The 14,203-nt window shown below is 60.4% G+C and carries 13 protein-coding genes; 6 read left to right on the forward strand and 7 right to left on the reverse strand.

Features of this window, described 5'->3' with window-relative positions; translation table 11 throughout:
• Positions 1-75: 75 nt before the first annotated feature.
• Positions 76-723 carry a YceH family protein gene (locus tag J3P82_RS16365; RefSeq protein ID WP_434557780.1) on the forward strand — a complete coding sequence of 216 codons (648 nt, stop codon included), beginning with the start codon at positions 76-78 and terminating at the stop codon, positions 721-723.
• Positions 724-729: 6 nt separating this feature from the next.
• Here the strand turns inward: J3P82_RS16365 and J3P82_RS16370 are convergent, their stop codons facing one another.
• The gene (locus tag J3P82_RS16370) at positions 730-1,551 is read right to left on the reverse strand and encodes a shikimate 5-dehydrogenase (protein ID WP_434557781.1); all 822 of its coding nucleotides are present in this window, start codon (positions 1,549-1,551) and stop codon (positions 730-732) included.
• A gap of 246 nt (positions 1,552-1,797) precedes the next feature.
• On the opposite strand from J3P82_RS16370, the gene J3P82_RS16375 reads away from it, so the two are divergent.
• Complete coding sequence (locus J3P82_RS16375) at positions 1,798-2,148, forward strand: hypothetical protein (RefSeq protein ID WP_186609776.1); 351 nt, start codon at positions 1,798-1,800, stop codon at positions 2,146-2,148.
• Between the two features lie 80 nt (positions 2,149-2,228).
• On the opposite strand, the gene J3P82_RS16380 is transcribed toward J3P82_RS16375, so the two are convergent.
• From J3P82_RS16380 to J3P82_RS16400, 5 genes are all read right to left on the reverse strand, one after another.
• On the reverse strand, positions 2,229-3,749 hold the full coding sequence (locus tag J3P82_RS16380) for a nucleobase:cation symporter-2 family protein (protein WP_434557782.1): 1,521 nt from the start codon (positions 3,747-3,749) through the stop codon (positions 2,229-2,231).
• A gap of 137 nt (positions 3,750-3,886) precedes the next feature.
• On the reverse strand, positions 3,887-4,708 hold the full coding sequence (locus tag J3P82_RS16385) for an arylamine N-acetyltransferase family protein (protein ID WP_434557783.1): 822 nt from the start codon (positions 4,706-4,708) through the stop codon (positions 3,887-3,889).
• 114 nt (positions 4,709-4,822) lie between these two features.
• On the reverse strand, positions 4,823-5,617 hold the full coding sequence (gene xth, locus J3P82_RS16390; RefSeq protein WP_434557784.1) for an exodeoxyribonuclease III: 795 nt from the start codon (positions 5,615-5,617) through the stop codon (positions 4,823-4,825).
• Positions 5,618-5,687: 70 nt separating this feature from the next.
• A complete protein-coding gene (locus J3P82_RS16395) occupies positions 5,688-8,264 on the reverse strand; it encodes a bifunctional diguanylate cyclase/phosphodiesterase (protein WP_434557785.1) in 2,577 nt (858 codons plus the stop codon).
• Between the two features lie 204 nt (positions 8,265-8,468).
• Positions 8,469-10,040 carry a sensor domain-containing diguanylate cyclase gene (locus J3P82_RS16400; RefSeq protein ID WP_434557786.1) on the reverse strand — a complete coding sequence of 524 codons (1,572 nt, stop codon included), beginning with the start codon at positions 10,038-10,040 and terminating at the stop codon, positions 8,469-8,471.
• Positions 10,041-10,064: 24 nt separating this feature from the next.
• On the opposite strand from J3P82_RS16400, the gene J3P82_RS16405 reads away from it, so the two are divergent.
• From J3P82_RS16405 to J3P82_RS16420, 4 genes are all read left to right on the forward strand, one after another.
• Positions 10,065-10,256: a hypothetical protein gene (locus J3P82_RS16405; protein WP_434557787.1), complete on the forward strand. Its 192-nt coding sequence runs from the start codon at positions 10,065-10,067 to the stop codon at positions 10,254-10,256.
• Positions 10,257-10,421: 165 nt separating this feature from the next.
• Positions 10,422-11,777 (forward strand): chromate efflux transporter, encoded by a 1,356-nt coding sequence (chrA, locus tag J3P82_RS16410; RefSeq protein WP_434557788.1) that lies wholly within the window; start codon positions 10,422-10,424, stop codon positions 11,775-11,777.
• 222 nt (positions 11,778-11,999) lie between these two features.
• Entirely contained in the window at positions 12,000-13,142 is a 1,143-nt protein-coding gene (locus J3P82_RS16415) for a mechanosensitive ion channel family protein (protein ID WP_434557789.1), read from the forward strand.
• Between the two features lie 132 nt (positions 13,143-13,274).
• Positions 13,275-13,754, forward strand: a complete 480-nt coding sequence (locus J3P82_RS16420) for a hypothetical protein (protein WP_434557790.1) — start codon at positions 13,275-13,277, stop codon at positions 13,752-13,754.
• A gap of 49 nt (positions 13,755-13,803) precedes the next feature.
• Here J3P82_RS16420 and J3P82_RS16425 read toward each other — a convergent pair whose 3' ends face one another.
• Complete coding sequence (locus J3P82_RS16425) at positions 13,804-14,058, reverse strand: hypothetical protein (protein ID WP_434557791.1); 255 nt, start codon at positions 14,056-14,058, stop codon at positions 13,804-13,806.
• Positions 14,059-14,203 lie beyond the last annotated feature (145 nt).

Consider the following 14,203-nt stretch of genomic DNA (forward strand, 5'->3'; position numbering starts at 1 on the left):
CACGGCTTGTTACGCACCTTGTCTTTTATTGCGCAAGGATTAGGCTAGCGTCCTCCACAGCATAGGGAACGCGCGATGAGCATCGAAGAACAAAGCCAGGCCGAAGAACCACGGCTCAATAGCACGGAAATCCGCATTCTCGGCGCATTGATCGAAAAGCAGGCGACCAATCCCGAAACCTATCCCCTCACGCTCAACGCGCTGGTGCTTGCCTGTAACCAGAAAACCAGTCGTGAACCAGTGACCAACCTCAATCCGGGCCAGGTTGGCCAGAGCCTGCGGGCATTGGAAGGTCGAGGCTTCACCCGACTGGTGATGGGCAGCCGCGCCGACCGCTGGGAACACCGGGTCGACAAAGCGCTGGAGCTGGTGCCGGCCCAGGTGATCCTGATGGGGTTGCTGTTCTTGCGCGGCCCGCAAACGGTCAATGAGCTGCTGACCCGCAGCGGACGCATGCATGACTTCGAAGACGCCGAGCAAGTCGTGCATCAGCTTGAGCGGCTGATTGCCCGAGGCTTGGCGCTGCTGGTGCCACGCCAGGCCGGCCAGCGCGAAGACCGTTATGTGCATGCGATGGGCGACCCAGCGGACATCGAGGCCATCCTCGCCGCCCGCCACCAACCAACAGAACGCAGCATTGGCAGCGGCGTATCGCTGGAGCGCATCGAAGAACTCGAAGCGCGGATCGCCGCATTGGAAGAACGCCTGGCACGACTGGAATAACGAGGCCTACACGGAGCGGGCGAAGGCCACGGCTTTTTCGAACTGTTCCAGATTGGGCCGCACGCCGGTGTACAGCACGAACTGCTCCAAGGCCTGGATTGCGATGACTTCCAGGCCGGTGATCACCCGTTTGCCCTGCGCCCGGCCCTGCACGATCAACGGCGTTTCCGACGGGATCGCCACGACATCGAACACGGTGTCGGCCGCGGCGATTGCCGCGGGGCCGAACGCCAGGTGGTCCGCTTCCGGGCCGCCGCTCATGCCGATTGGCGTTACGTTGATCAGCATCTGCGGGCGTCGGTCAGCCAGTTCAGCTTGCCAGTCGTAACCCAGCGACTCGGCAAGGGCTCGGCCAGTGGTTTCGTTGCGAGCGACGATCAACCCGTTCTTGTAGCCCCCGTCGCGCAAGGCGCTGGCGACGGCCTTGGCCATGCCGCCGCTGCCGCGCAGCGCAAAGGTCGAATCCTTGGGCACGGCATGACTTTGCAGCAACTGAGCGATGGCGATGTAGTCGGTGTTGTAGGCCTTCAAGTGCCCATCGGTATTGACGATGGTGTTGATGGACTGGATCGCTGCGGCGGAAGGGTCCAATTCGTCGACCAAGGCAATGCACGCCTCCTTGAACGGCATCGATACGCCGCAGCCACGAATACCCAAGGCACGAATCCCGCGCACCGCACCGGGCAGGTCCTGGCTGCTGAAGGCCTTGTAATAGAAATTCAGCCCCAGTTGTTCGTACAGATGATTGTGAAAGCGCAGGCCAAAATTGCCTGGGCGCCCCGATAGCGACATGCACAGTTGGGTGTCTTTGTTGGGATTGATCTGCATGCTCGTCTCCTTGATGCGACTTTCGGACAGGTGGGATCGCCGTCCCGACAGTTTATTTCGATGATCAGACACCGGGCGCAGCGCGGCGACTCGGCAATCTGTAAAAAAAACCGCCACAAACCTTACACAACATTTACCCAACGACGTTCAAAATCCTGGAAAAATCGCGGTCATAGCCAGTATCCCCGCGCCCCTACTTGGGTCTGTTGCAGACCACAGGCGCCGGGGCCGGAACGAGGAATCGCCATGAAACGCAAGCTCCCCATCATCGCCCTGCTCGTGGGGGCTCTCGCGGTCACCGGCCAGGCATCCGCCCATGGTCGCGGTGGTTGGGAGGGGCCCGCAGTGTTCGGCGCCATCGTCGGCTCGGCCATCGTTGGTTCGGCGCTGATCAGCCGTGACCGGCCGGTGTACGTCCAGCAACCGGTTTACGTGCAGCCGCAGCCGGTCTATGTGCAACAGCCGCCCCCGGTTTATTACCAGCCGCAACCGGTGTACGTGGAACAGCCGATCTACTACCGCCCGGCACCGGTGTATTACGGACCGCCACGGGGCTACTACTACGGTCCACCACGCGGCCACTATGGTCGCTGGTAATCACCGTTCAAGCGAAAAAAAAGCAGCCGGCGATCAGTGATCGCCGGCTGCTTTTTTTTGGGCTGATATCAGCTACGAGGTCAGACGTGCTCGCTGCTTTTAAGCCGCACCGGGCCGTGCTCTGGCGCCAGGTGCTCAGGCACCGCTACCACCGGAATCTCGTTGCCGTCGCAGTCGTGCAGCTTGCCGTCGCTGAAGTAATCCCCTTCGCGCAGCGCCGCCAGGTCCTGGTAACGCAACACCCGCTCGGTACCGGCGGCGAAAACGGACTGCTGGTCGGAATTACCCGCGGTGAAGTGGTTGAACGCCAGGTTCAGGATGATCGCCATGATCGCCGAGGAGCTGATGCCCGAGTGAAAGATCGTCGCGAACCAGCTGGGGAAATGATCGTAGAAGTTCGGGGCAGCGATAGGAATCATGCCAAAGCCGATGGACGTGGCGACGATGATCAGGTTGACGTTATTACGGTAATCAACCTTCGACAGGGTCCGGATGCCGCTGGCGGCCACGGTGCCGAACAGCACGATACCGGCGCCACCGAGCACCGAGGTGGGCACTGCGGCGATCACCCGCCCCATGAACGGCAACAGGCCGAGCACGACCAGGAACACCCCGCCAGTCGCCACCACGAAACGGCTCTTGATTCCGGTCACCGCCACCAGGCCAACGTTCTGGGCGAAGGCGCTCTGGGTGAAGGAACCGAAAATCGGCGCGATCATGCTCGACAGCATGTCCGCCCGCAGACCGTCACCCAGGCGCCGCGAGTCGACCTTGGTGTCGATGATCTCACCCACTGCCAGGATATCGGCGGAGGTTTCCACCAACGTCACCATGATCACAATGCACATCGACAGGATCGCGGCGATGTGAAAGGTCGGCATTCCAAAATGGAACGGCGTCGGGAAGCCGAACATCGGGCCTTCGCCGACAGAGGAAAAATCTGCCATGCCAAGGAACACCGCGATGACCGTACCGATGACCATCGCCAGCAGAATCGACAGCCGCGAGATGGTCGCGCTGCCCATTTTGCTCAGCAACAACACCAACACCAGGGTCACCGCAGCCAGGCCGATGTTCGCCATGCTGCCGAAATCGGGCGCATGGCTGTTGCCGCCCATTGCCCAGCGCGCCGCCACCGGCATCAATGTCAGGCCGATGGTGGTGATGACGATGCCGGTGACCAATGGTGGGAAGAACCGGGTGATCCGCGAAAACACCGGCGTAATCAGCAGGCCGATCAGGGATGCGGCAATGACCGCGCCGAGGATGGCCTGGAAGCCCCCTTCCCCACCGGTGCCGACAATCGCGACCATGGTGGCGACGCCCGAAAACGAAACGCCTTGGACCAACGGCAACTGACAGCCAAAAAACGGCACGCCGAGCGTCTGCAACAGTGTTGCCAGCCCCCCTGCGAACAATGACGCGGCGATCAGTAGACCGATGTCCGACGGTGACAACCCCGCCGCCTGGCCAATGATCAACGGTACCGCGACGATGCCACCGTACATGGTCAACACATGCTGCAGGCCGTAAGCCATATTCGCGCCGACACCGAGATTTTCATCCTCGGGCCGTGGGAGTGAATCATGGGGCGTTTTCATGGTTCGGGGGTTCCCTGTTTTTTGTTATGGGCACACTGTATTCAAAACTCGGGACAAATGTCCATAGAGTTGTATACAACTTGTTACCCGTGCGTCGTCGACAGGGTTGCAATTCCCGAACCAGAAGGTTCAGCTTCTTACACCAAAAGCCGCTGTACCGCGGGCCGCAGCTCCTCTCGGGGCGGCACATTCAAACCGAACTCCTTTTCCAGCAGATCGATGAGTTCATCGATATCGTTAATGGTGCGTCGCTCGCTGTCGTGTCCAATCCGGTGCACAGCGTAGCTGTTGCCGTTGAGTGTCTTGCGCAGCCCGTCGCCCGTGCGAGCGACCATCAACCGGCCCATGAACGGCGATTGCGGGTGGGAGCAGACGTACCAATTGCCGACGGTGTAGTCGATTTCTTCCTGGCGTTGCAGATCGAACAGGTACATTGGCCGCCATTCATCGGCGACCTCGGCACGCAGCAGATAGCTGTCTTCATTGGCCTCGATGCGGTACGGCTCGTGAGGCGTCGGTTGGATGTCGCAACTGTCCAGCAACAGCGGCGCGGTGGGTACCATGCCGCCGAAGCCGACATCGGTGATATAGCGCACGCCGTCAAGCGTCACCAGGCTCAAGCGATGAGTGCGCGCGGGCCAGGCGCCCTCCGGCGCGTTCATGACGACCCGTCCGGTGATGCCCCGGGCGTCGAAGCCCAGCTCCTGCAAGAGCGCCAGGAACAATTGATTGAGCTCATAGCAATAACCGCCGCGCCCTTGCTCAAAAACCTTGCGTTCGACGGATTCAAGGTCGATGGGCACCGGCTGACGCAGCAGTGACGAGAGGGTCTCGAAAGGAAACTCGGCCGTATGACGCCCTTGGAGCAGGCGCAACGTATCGAGGGTTGGCGGTGGGGCCGTGTTGAAGCCCAGGCGGCGCAAATAACGGCCGGTATCGCTCAGTCGCGGTTCGCTCATGGGGATGTCCTTTCCTGTCAGGTGCAGGGCCTGCGGTAGGGTCGCGGCCATTGCGGCAGGTATAAGGCATTTCCCTCCAGCGGACAAATCTGACTGGCGACTGCCCCCAAATCCTTAACGCTGCTTTCGCGACGACAACCGGATCCAAGTGGGAGCATGGTCGCTGGGATGTGGCTGGTTCCTGACCCAGGCGTCCACGCCCGCCTCGCTCAGGTAAGCGCTGGCCGCCGGGTTGAGCAGCAGATGATCGATGCGCAGCCCGGAATTCTTCTGCCAATGCTGACGGAAATAATCCCAGAACGTGTAGATACGCTCGTCTGGATACAGATGACGCAACGAGTCCGTCCAGCCCTGGTCCAGCAAGCGTTGGTAACATTCGCGGCTTTGCGGTTGCAACAGCGCATCCTTGAGCCAGGAGCGCGGGTTGTAGATGTCCATGTCGGTGGGCACCACGTTGTAGTCTCCGGCTAGGACCACCGGATGATCGCTTGCCTGTAGCGCCTGCGCATAATCGATCAGCCGTTCGAACCAGGCCAATTTATAGTCGAACTTGGGGCCTGGCTGCGGGTTGCCGTTGGGCAGGTAAAGGCAGCCCACCAGGACACCGTGCACCGCCGCTTCCAGGTAGCGACTGTGACTGTCGTCGTCGCCGCCCGGCAAGCCGCGCCGGCTCTCCAGCGGTTGCGCATCGCGGGCCAGGATCGCAACCCCATTCCACGAAGCCTGGCCATGCCAGATCGATCCGTACCCTACCGACTCCAGTTCCGCTGCCGGGAAATCCTTGTCCGCCGCCTTGAGTTCCTGCAGGCATACGACGTCGGGTTTCTCCCGTTCTAGCCATTCCAGCAGGTTAGGCAACCGGGCCCGGATGCCGTTGATGTTGAAGGTTGCGATTCGCAGGTTCTTCATGGGCCAAAAACTCTGAATGCCAACACACTGGTTGTGACCGTGAGGAAGCCGCCCAGGTTGCAACCACTGTTCAGGAATTGGTTCGCGCTAACGACTGGCCGCTCTGGAGCAAGTTCGCGAATGCCTGTTTGTCGATTGGCCGACTGAGGAAATAACCCTGGACTTCGTGGCATTCATCCGAGCCCAGCGACCCCAGTTGGGCCAGCGTTTCAACGCCTTCGGCAGTGACGGTCAAGCCCATCGCCTTGCCCAGGTTGATGATCGCCTGGACCACGGCCCGATCGTTACTGCTGTTGCTCATGGAGGCGATGAAGCGCTTGTCGATCTTGATGCCATCGAATGGGTAGGTACGCAAATAACCGAGGGATGAATAACCGGTGCCGAAGTCGTCCATGTTCAAGCGCACGCCCAACTCCTTGAGCGCATTCATGACCTGGAGCGCGCCATTCACATCGTTCAGCATGACGTTTTCGGTAATTTCCAGCTCCAGGCGACTCGCCGGGAAATGGGTTTGGATCAGCACTTGGCGTACATCCTCCACGACATCGCTGCGTTCGAATTGGGCCGGGGAAAGATTGACCGAAACCATCAACGCTCCCGGCCACGTCAACGCGGTCTGGCAGGCCTCACGCAATACCCAGCGTGAAAGCGGGACAATCAGGTCGGTTTGTTCGGCCAGCGGGATAAAAGCGTCGGGGGCCAACAAGCCTTGGGTCGGATGCTGCCAGCGAACCAGCGCCTCGACCGCGACGATTTCCCTGCCATCGACTTTGTAGCGCGGCTGGAAATGCAGGATGAACTCGTTGTTCTTCACCGCCTGGCGCAGGTCGCTTTCCAGCTGGCGGCGATGCTGGATCTGGTCGTTCATGTGCGAGACGAAATAGCACCAAGTCTTCTTGCCCTCTGACTTGGCCTGATACAAGGCGATGTCGGCGCAGCGGATCAACTCACTCGGCACATAGCCTTGGCGGCGGCTGACGGCAATGCCGATGCTGGCGCCGATGTGCAGCGAATGGGTCTCGTAGTGAATCGGCTGTTGCAGGCTGTCGATCAATCGCGCGCAGAATCGATCAATTTCAGCGCTGTGCTCCACGCCACTGAGTACCACCACGAACTCATCGCCTCCCAGGCGCGCCACCAGGTCCTGCTCGCGCGTGCTGTCGCGCAGGCGCTGGGCGACTTCCAGCAACACCGCATCGCCGGCCGGGTGGCCAAGCGAATCGTTGATCGGCTTGAAGTTGTCCAGGTCCACCATCAGCAGGGCCAACGGCGCGGCATGCTCCTTGGCGACCAAGGCATCGTCCAGGTGCCTCGCCAACTTGTTGCGGTTCGGCAGGCCGGTCAACGCATCGTGCAGCGAAAGATGCTGGACCTGGGCATGAGCTGCCACCTCGTCGGTGATGTCGCTGGCGGTGCCGCGATACCCCGTAACGACGGTCTTGTCATAGATCGGCCGCGCCGAAACCCGACAGAATCGCAACTGCCCGGAATGATCACGGTAGGAACAGCGCAGGTTGCTGGCGTTCTGATCCTCCACCAGTTTGCCCAGCCACAGCGCGATCGGCGTCGTATCGCAATACAACAGTTGTTCGATGTCCTGGCCCAGCCACTGCTGGTCGGAAAATCCCGTGACGGTATTGAAGCGACCCGACAGGTAGGTGAGGTGTTGCTGGCTGTCGATTTCCCAGATCCAGTCGGACGCGGCCTCGGCCACGGCGCGAAAGCGCTCTTCGCTGGCTTCAAGCGCTTGTTTCGACTTTTCAAGGCTGTCGTAGCTGGCATCTACCTGTCGAGCCGTGCGCATGGCATAGCGAAAAAAGTAAGCGGTGAGCAACGCCAGGATCAGCAACGCACCACCCAATGGCGGCAGCAGGGACCAGAGCAACTGCTGGCCCGGCCGCTCCAGCCGCGACACCAGGCTATACCCCGTGCTATCCAGCGGCACGGCGGCCTGGCCGGGCTCCAACGCGGTGTCTTTGACGAGGGTCAACTCGGTAAGGCCGTAGCTCTTGCCCAGCTTGCGAAGTTTGACGGGCGTCAGCTGATCGACGAACAGCAAGACCGACGTCCCTTCAGGCGCGACCCGGGGGCGTTCGTCATTGGGAAGAATCACCGAAGCCGTAACCACGGCCGGCCAGCCTTCGAACAAGGTGTAACGGATCGCGGGCGTCGTCAGGTCAGCTTGCGCCTGGAGCTGATCCATGAGGTCCGCCAGCGGCGTATCCATGTAGGCCGTTGCCTCTGCCTGGACATGCTGCCCTCGCACCACGGCGTATTTGGTGCGCTCACGGTCAATGACGAATACCCCTTCATAGTCATCATTGGTGAATAGCGTCTTGCCCATGTTCTGTTCGGCATAGGCCCACTGCACGTTGACTTCACCGTTGAGGTGATCATAGGCCGTGGTCCAGTAGGCGTAGCTGGCGATGTAGTTTTTCGAGGCGGTGATGCGATTATCAAGGGCGCGTTCGATATAGAAATGGGTCTTGCGCACATCCTCCGTATCCAACTTTTGCGCGATGTTGAACAGCGCGACAACGGCCACCAGAACCCCCAGGACAAACAATCCGCCGACGGCCACCACCAGGCGACGGGTAATCGGCGTGTGACGCTTGGCGTCAGAGGGGGTAGCGGCAGTGGTGTCCATTGACGTGCTCCTGTCCTTGCGGCGCTGGATTCGCCGTACAGCTTTACTTCATGAGCGGCGCTCGGCCCTGGCGTTTTCTTAACCTTAGCAGCCACCGCTGTGACAGATGACGAGCCCACGGAATTTGACGAAAGGGCCTACGCATCGCTTGCGCCACGGGTCGAACAATGGACTGTCCTGCGCTACTGATGATTCCAACGAATCTCAACGATCGGAGCGCTCCAAAGCATCGAGCACGCCTTCCCTGGACAAGGCCTCGACACAGTTGCGACCGCTGTGCTTGGCTTGATAGAGCGCCGCATCGGCGCGCTGGATAAACACTTCGGTACTGTCCAGGCTGCTAGGCACGAAGGCATAGCAGCCCAGGCTCACGGTCAGATAACCGGAGGGGGAAGCCGAATGGGTAATATGCTTGTCGATGACACTGCGACGGATCTGCTCGGCCAATGCCATCGCGCCCTGCAGGTTGGTGTCAGGCAGCAGCACAGCGAACTCCTCACCGCCGTAACGCACCGCCAGGTCGGCTTTGCGATGACAGCAATTCTTGAGGACGGTCGCAACTTCCGCCAGGCAGTGGTCCCCGGCAACGTGCCCGTAGGTATCGTTGTAGCGTTTGAAGAAATCGATATCGAGCATGATCAGGCTCAACGGGCTGCGCTGGCGGGCGCCTCGGCCAAATTCGATGTCCAGGGCGCGCTCGAACAAGCGGCGGTTTGCCAGTCCGGTCAGGCTGTCATGGGTGGCGATCAGCTCCAGCGCCTCCTGGGCCCTGCGCAGGTCGGCTTCAATTCGCTCGCTGTTACGCACCTGGCGCACGAATACCCAGCCGAACAGGCAGATGCCCAACACGACCAGGCCCACGATGAGACTGGATTGGAACGCTCTGTCGTACCCGCCCGCGAGGATCGCTTCTTCAGACATCGCGGCGGTGACCACCAATGGATACGCGTGCAAATGCTGATGATCATAAAGCCTGATGACCCCATCGGCGGCGGAGCGGATCACGGCATTGCCCGTGGCGGTCCCTTGCGTCTCATGCTGGAACACCGCTTCCTGGGCCAGGGAGCGGCCGATCCTGGTCTCATCGAAAGGCCGGCGAGCCAGCAAGGTGCCGTCGGCCAGGGCGAGGACCATCTCGCCTTCGTCATCGAGGCTGAAGCTTTTGAAGAACTGATCGAAGTAGGCCATTTTGACCCCGGCCATCAGCACGCCCTGGAAATTGCCGTCCGAATCGTTCAATCGCCTTGAAACGGGGATGATCCACTCACCGCTCTGGCGACTGCGTATCGCCGGCCCGATATGCGCAAGCAGGGAAGCATTCTGTTGATGGAAAGCAAAATATTCGCGATCCGCGACCCCCGCTCCCCTGTGCAGACTGGCGAAGGAGGTGATGACCCAATGTCCGTCCTTGTCAAACAGGAACAGCCCATGCAACTGCTCCAACGACTGCACGCGCCGGGCGAACGTCTGTTGCAGACGCGGTTGTAACGCAGGGCCGAAACCGTCGATCTGCATCCAGTCCGCCAGGCTCGCGAGGACCAGGTCAGTCTGTTGGAACGTGTCCTGGGCCTGCTGGGCCATGGCCCGCGTCAGGTTGGCCGAGGCGACGCGGGCCGACGCCAGGTCGTAGCGACGGGACTGTTCCAACTGCAGGTAGAGCAAGCCACACAGGCACAGGCAGACAGCGGCGATAAACGCAACCGCTGCCTTGAGCAACGGCAGGCGCTTGAGAGCACCACCGGGAGCGTGGAACGGATCAAAAGTGGGGATAGGCAAGCGAATTCCTGAGGGGGGCAATACATGAGCGAATCGCTCAAAGCCCCCAATATTCGTGAGCTTAGCCTGCCGCTTGTAGGGCGGCAATTAGCCATTGGAACGAAGCCGATGGGTGGTTCAATGGATCCAAAAACCCCGCTGCAAATCACCGCGATGCCCTTGGAATCGATATCAGGATTGCACTGTAAAACGTTGCTTCATCGACCGACTCCTTGATGAATATCTTGAAAGACGGCATGAGGACGGGCCCGGATTATTTTTGCGTAGGTTGTCCAGCCCCGTGAAAGTGCGTTTTTTTACAAGCAAAGCTTGTCGGGGGCTATCTAAATTGCGTCACGCGCCATAACGTTGGCAGCCCTTGACTACAAATACCCGACGACCATGAGCAAACCGACCCCGGCCGCCGACGTCCCATTGACCCGCCCCGCGACCGTCAGTCTGCGGGAAGCTTTCTGGTTCTGGCTCAAGTTGGGCTTCATCAGCTTTGGCGGCCCGGCGGGACAGATCTCGATCATGCACCAGGAACTCGTGGAGCGCCGTCGCTGGATCTCCGAACGACGCTTCCTGCATGCGCTCAATTACTGCATGTTGCTGCCAGGGCCGGAGGCGCAGCAGTTGGCCACTTACCTGGGCTGGCTGATGCATCGCAGCTGGGGCGGGGTGATTGCCGGGGCGTTGTTCGTCCTGCCGTCGCTGTTCATCCTGATTGCGTTGTCCTGGCTGTATGTCGCCTTTGGCGAAGTGCCGGCAGTGGCGGGAATTTTCTACGGCATCAAGCCCGCGGTAACGGCAATCGTGGTGCATGCTGCGCATCGGATAGGCTCGCGCGCGCTCAAGAACGGCTGGTTATGGGTCATCGCCGCGGCGTCATTCACGGCCATATTCGCGTTTGATGTTCCCTTTCCCCTTATCGTATTGGGCGCCGCTGTCATCGGCTATTTCGGTGGCCGCTGGGCACCGGAAAAATTCAGCCTGGGTGGCCATGGGGCCAATCATCGATCCTACGGCCCGGCGCTGATAGACGACGACACCCCGCCACCGGAACACGCCCGGTTCAGCCCCGCTCGACTCGTTCGCTTGGCGATGATCGGCGCCCTGTTGTGGTCATTGCCGATGGGTCTGCTAACGATGCTTTTCGGCTGGGAAGGCACTCTCACGCAAATGGCCTGGTTCTTCACCAAGGCCGCGTTGCTGACGTTCGGTGGCGCCTATGCGGTGTTGCCCTATCTGTATCAGGGCGCCGTCGAGCACTTTGGCTGGCTGACGCCGACCCAAATGATCGACGGCCTGGCGCTGGGCGAAACCACGCCCGGGCCGCTGATCATGGTGGTGGCATTCGTCGGTTTCGTCGGCGGCTACGTGATGCAAGTGTTCGGTCCCGATCAGGCCTTCATGGCCGGCGCCGTGGCGGCCTCGCTGGTAACCTGGTTCACTTTCCTGCCGTCCTTCCTGTTCATCCTGGCAGGCGGGCCGTTGGTGGAATCGACGCATGATTCCTTGAAGTTCACCGCCCCCCTGACCGCCATTACCGCCGCCGTAGTCGGCGTGATCCTCAACCTGGCGTGCTTCTTTGGCTACCACGTACTCTGGCCCAACGGGTTCGCCGGTGCGCTGGACTGGCCCTCGGCAATCATCGCGACAGCAGCGGCCATTGCGCTATTTCGCTACAAGCGCGGGGTGATCCAGGTGCTGTTGGCATGCGGGCTTGCCGGGTTGGCGGTGCATTTGCTGCGCTAGACGAGACGTTTGCTCAGGTAGATTGCGCAAGCCGGGCACACAATCTGTCGGATCCCTCGCCCGAAACTACGCCGCCTCTGCCGGAACCTGCAACAGCTCCCGTAAGAAAATTGAACGGCCCCTGGCTGAGGCGAACTAATCAGGTTCATGGCCCGGCCAAGGCCTTCGCGTCAAATCGGCCTGGGTCCCGACCTGAACAGCAATGGCACAGGTGACCCGTCAATGGATTCAACCTCCCTCGAAATCTTTACCGACACCCAACTGCTGGGCATCTCCATCGCCAACTGGTTACTGGCACTGACCGTGACGGCGGTGAGTTTTATCATCGCCAGGACAGGCGTCGGTTTCCTGCTGAAAAACGTGCGTGCCCGGGCTCAAAAACCTGATGCCTACCTCAGCCACATCGCTGTCGAAGTGCTTTCCAGTACCAGCAATACCTTGTTGTTATTGGCCTCGATTCTGATTGGCATCGGCATATTGGACCTACCGGAACGCTGGTTGGGCCGGGTCAGCAGCCTTTGGTTCGTGGTGGCCGCCTTGCAGGTGGGATTGTGGGCAAACCGGGCGATCGCCCTGGCGTTGCTGCACTATTTCGCCCGTCACAGCCATACCGATATTCATCAGAAAAGTGCCTTGGCCACCCTGAGCCTATGGGGCGCGAAGGTGTTCCTGTGGGCGGTGGTGCTGCTGGCCATGCTTTCCAACCTGGGCGTGAATATTACGGCCTTTATCGCCAGCCTCGGGGTTGGCGGCATCGCCGTGGCGCTCGCCGTGCAGAACATCCTCGGGGATTTGTTCGCCTCGCTGTCAATCGCCGTGGACAAACCCTTCGAAGTCGGTGACTTCATTGTGGTGGGCTCCCTGGCCGGCACCGTAGAACACGTCGGCCTAAAAACCACGCGGATCCGCAGCCTGGGCGGCGAGCAGATCGTCATGGCCAACGCCGGGATGATCAGCACCACGATCCAGAACTACAAGCGGCTCCAGGAGCGGCGCATCGTTTTCGAATTTGCTCTGCCCCAGCAATGCTCGCCAGAACAACTGCGCCAAGTGCCGGTTATCGTCGAACGCATCATCAAGGCTCAGGAAAAGACCCGCTTCGACCGCGCGCACTTTCGCGGGTTTGGTGAAAGCGCACTGGAATTCGAGACGGTGTATATCGTGCTGGATCCCAGCTACAACGTGTACATGGACATCCAGCAGGCCATCAACCTGGACATGATGGAGGAATTCGCCAAGATCGGCGTGCGCTTCGCCATGCCGTCCCGCGCCGTGCACATCGCTTCGCTGCCGGATACACCCGAGCGAATGTCCACGGATAATGTGCCCGCGCAGGCTGCGGCGTCGTTTGGGGCGCGGCATTGATGCGCTTTATCCCGTGTGAGCTGCCCGAATCCGGCCCTTCGCCAATCGAAATGAAACGACTCATGACCCAGCGCAAATGAACACTCAGCCCCTTCAGCTAAGCTCAACCTATCACCACGACAGGGAATAGACATGAGCAAGGCAGACGAACTCGCGGCCAAATTGAGGCAGGCCCATCGAACCCCGGCCGATACCGACAATTGCGCCGACCTGGCCATTGAACATTGGCCCGGCCAGGTCTATGACTTGTACCGTCAGATCGAAACCTGGCTGGCGCCGGTCTGTGAGGCCGGCCTGGACATCCGACACAATCCGACCCACGTCTTTGAACGCCATTGCAGTGGTTCGACCTACAACTACGCCATCGACCAACTGGTGATCGAAGGCAATCATCGGCGCATCGTGCTCGACCCGATCGCGCGCTTCTCCTCCAGTTCGGACGGCTGCATCGAAATCCACATGACGGGCCTGGAGCGCTGCATCCTGCGCACCGTGGGCGGGCACGGCGAATCGGTCTGGCATCTGCGGCCAACCGGACAGCAGCGCTCAGAACCGCTGACGCTGGATGAAGATGCGTTCCTCTCGGTTGTCGAGGAAGGCCTGGGACTCTGAATGAAAATGGGCGACCTTGAGTCGCCCATTTTCGCGGAGACCGAAGCGTTTAGCCGGCCGCCGAATCAAGTCGGGCGTCAGGCCCTGATTCAAGTTCCCGAGCCCCATGGGTCGCTGTTTGTCTGCCAACCAGAGTTGCCCAGGCGTTATCGATCTCGTCGGCGGCGCCTTGTGCATGCTGGGCATCCGCCCAGCTCCAATAGCGCTCGGACACCAACCCGCCCACTGCCTGAGCGCACAACTCATCGCAACTGATGCCCATCTTGCCCGCAGCCGCGATCACCGCGAGGAGCGCTTGTTCCAATTGGGAAACTCTTTCGGTAGACACAAAACTAACCAACTCGACAGGTAACGAGTCCAAAGCTTAGCAAGATATCAATGTGCCACCAACCGCAGCCGCCCAGCGGTTCATTCAAGCACTTTGTGGCTTTGCACTCGCCGCATCGTCT

This window comes from Pseudomonas sp. Z4-20, assembly GCF_051131955.1.
Taxonomy (GTDB): Bacteria; Pseudomonadota; Gammaproteobacteria; order Pseudomonadales; family Pseudomonadaceae; genus Aquipseudomonas; species Aquipseudomonas marvdashtae.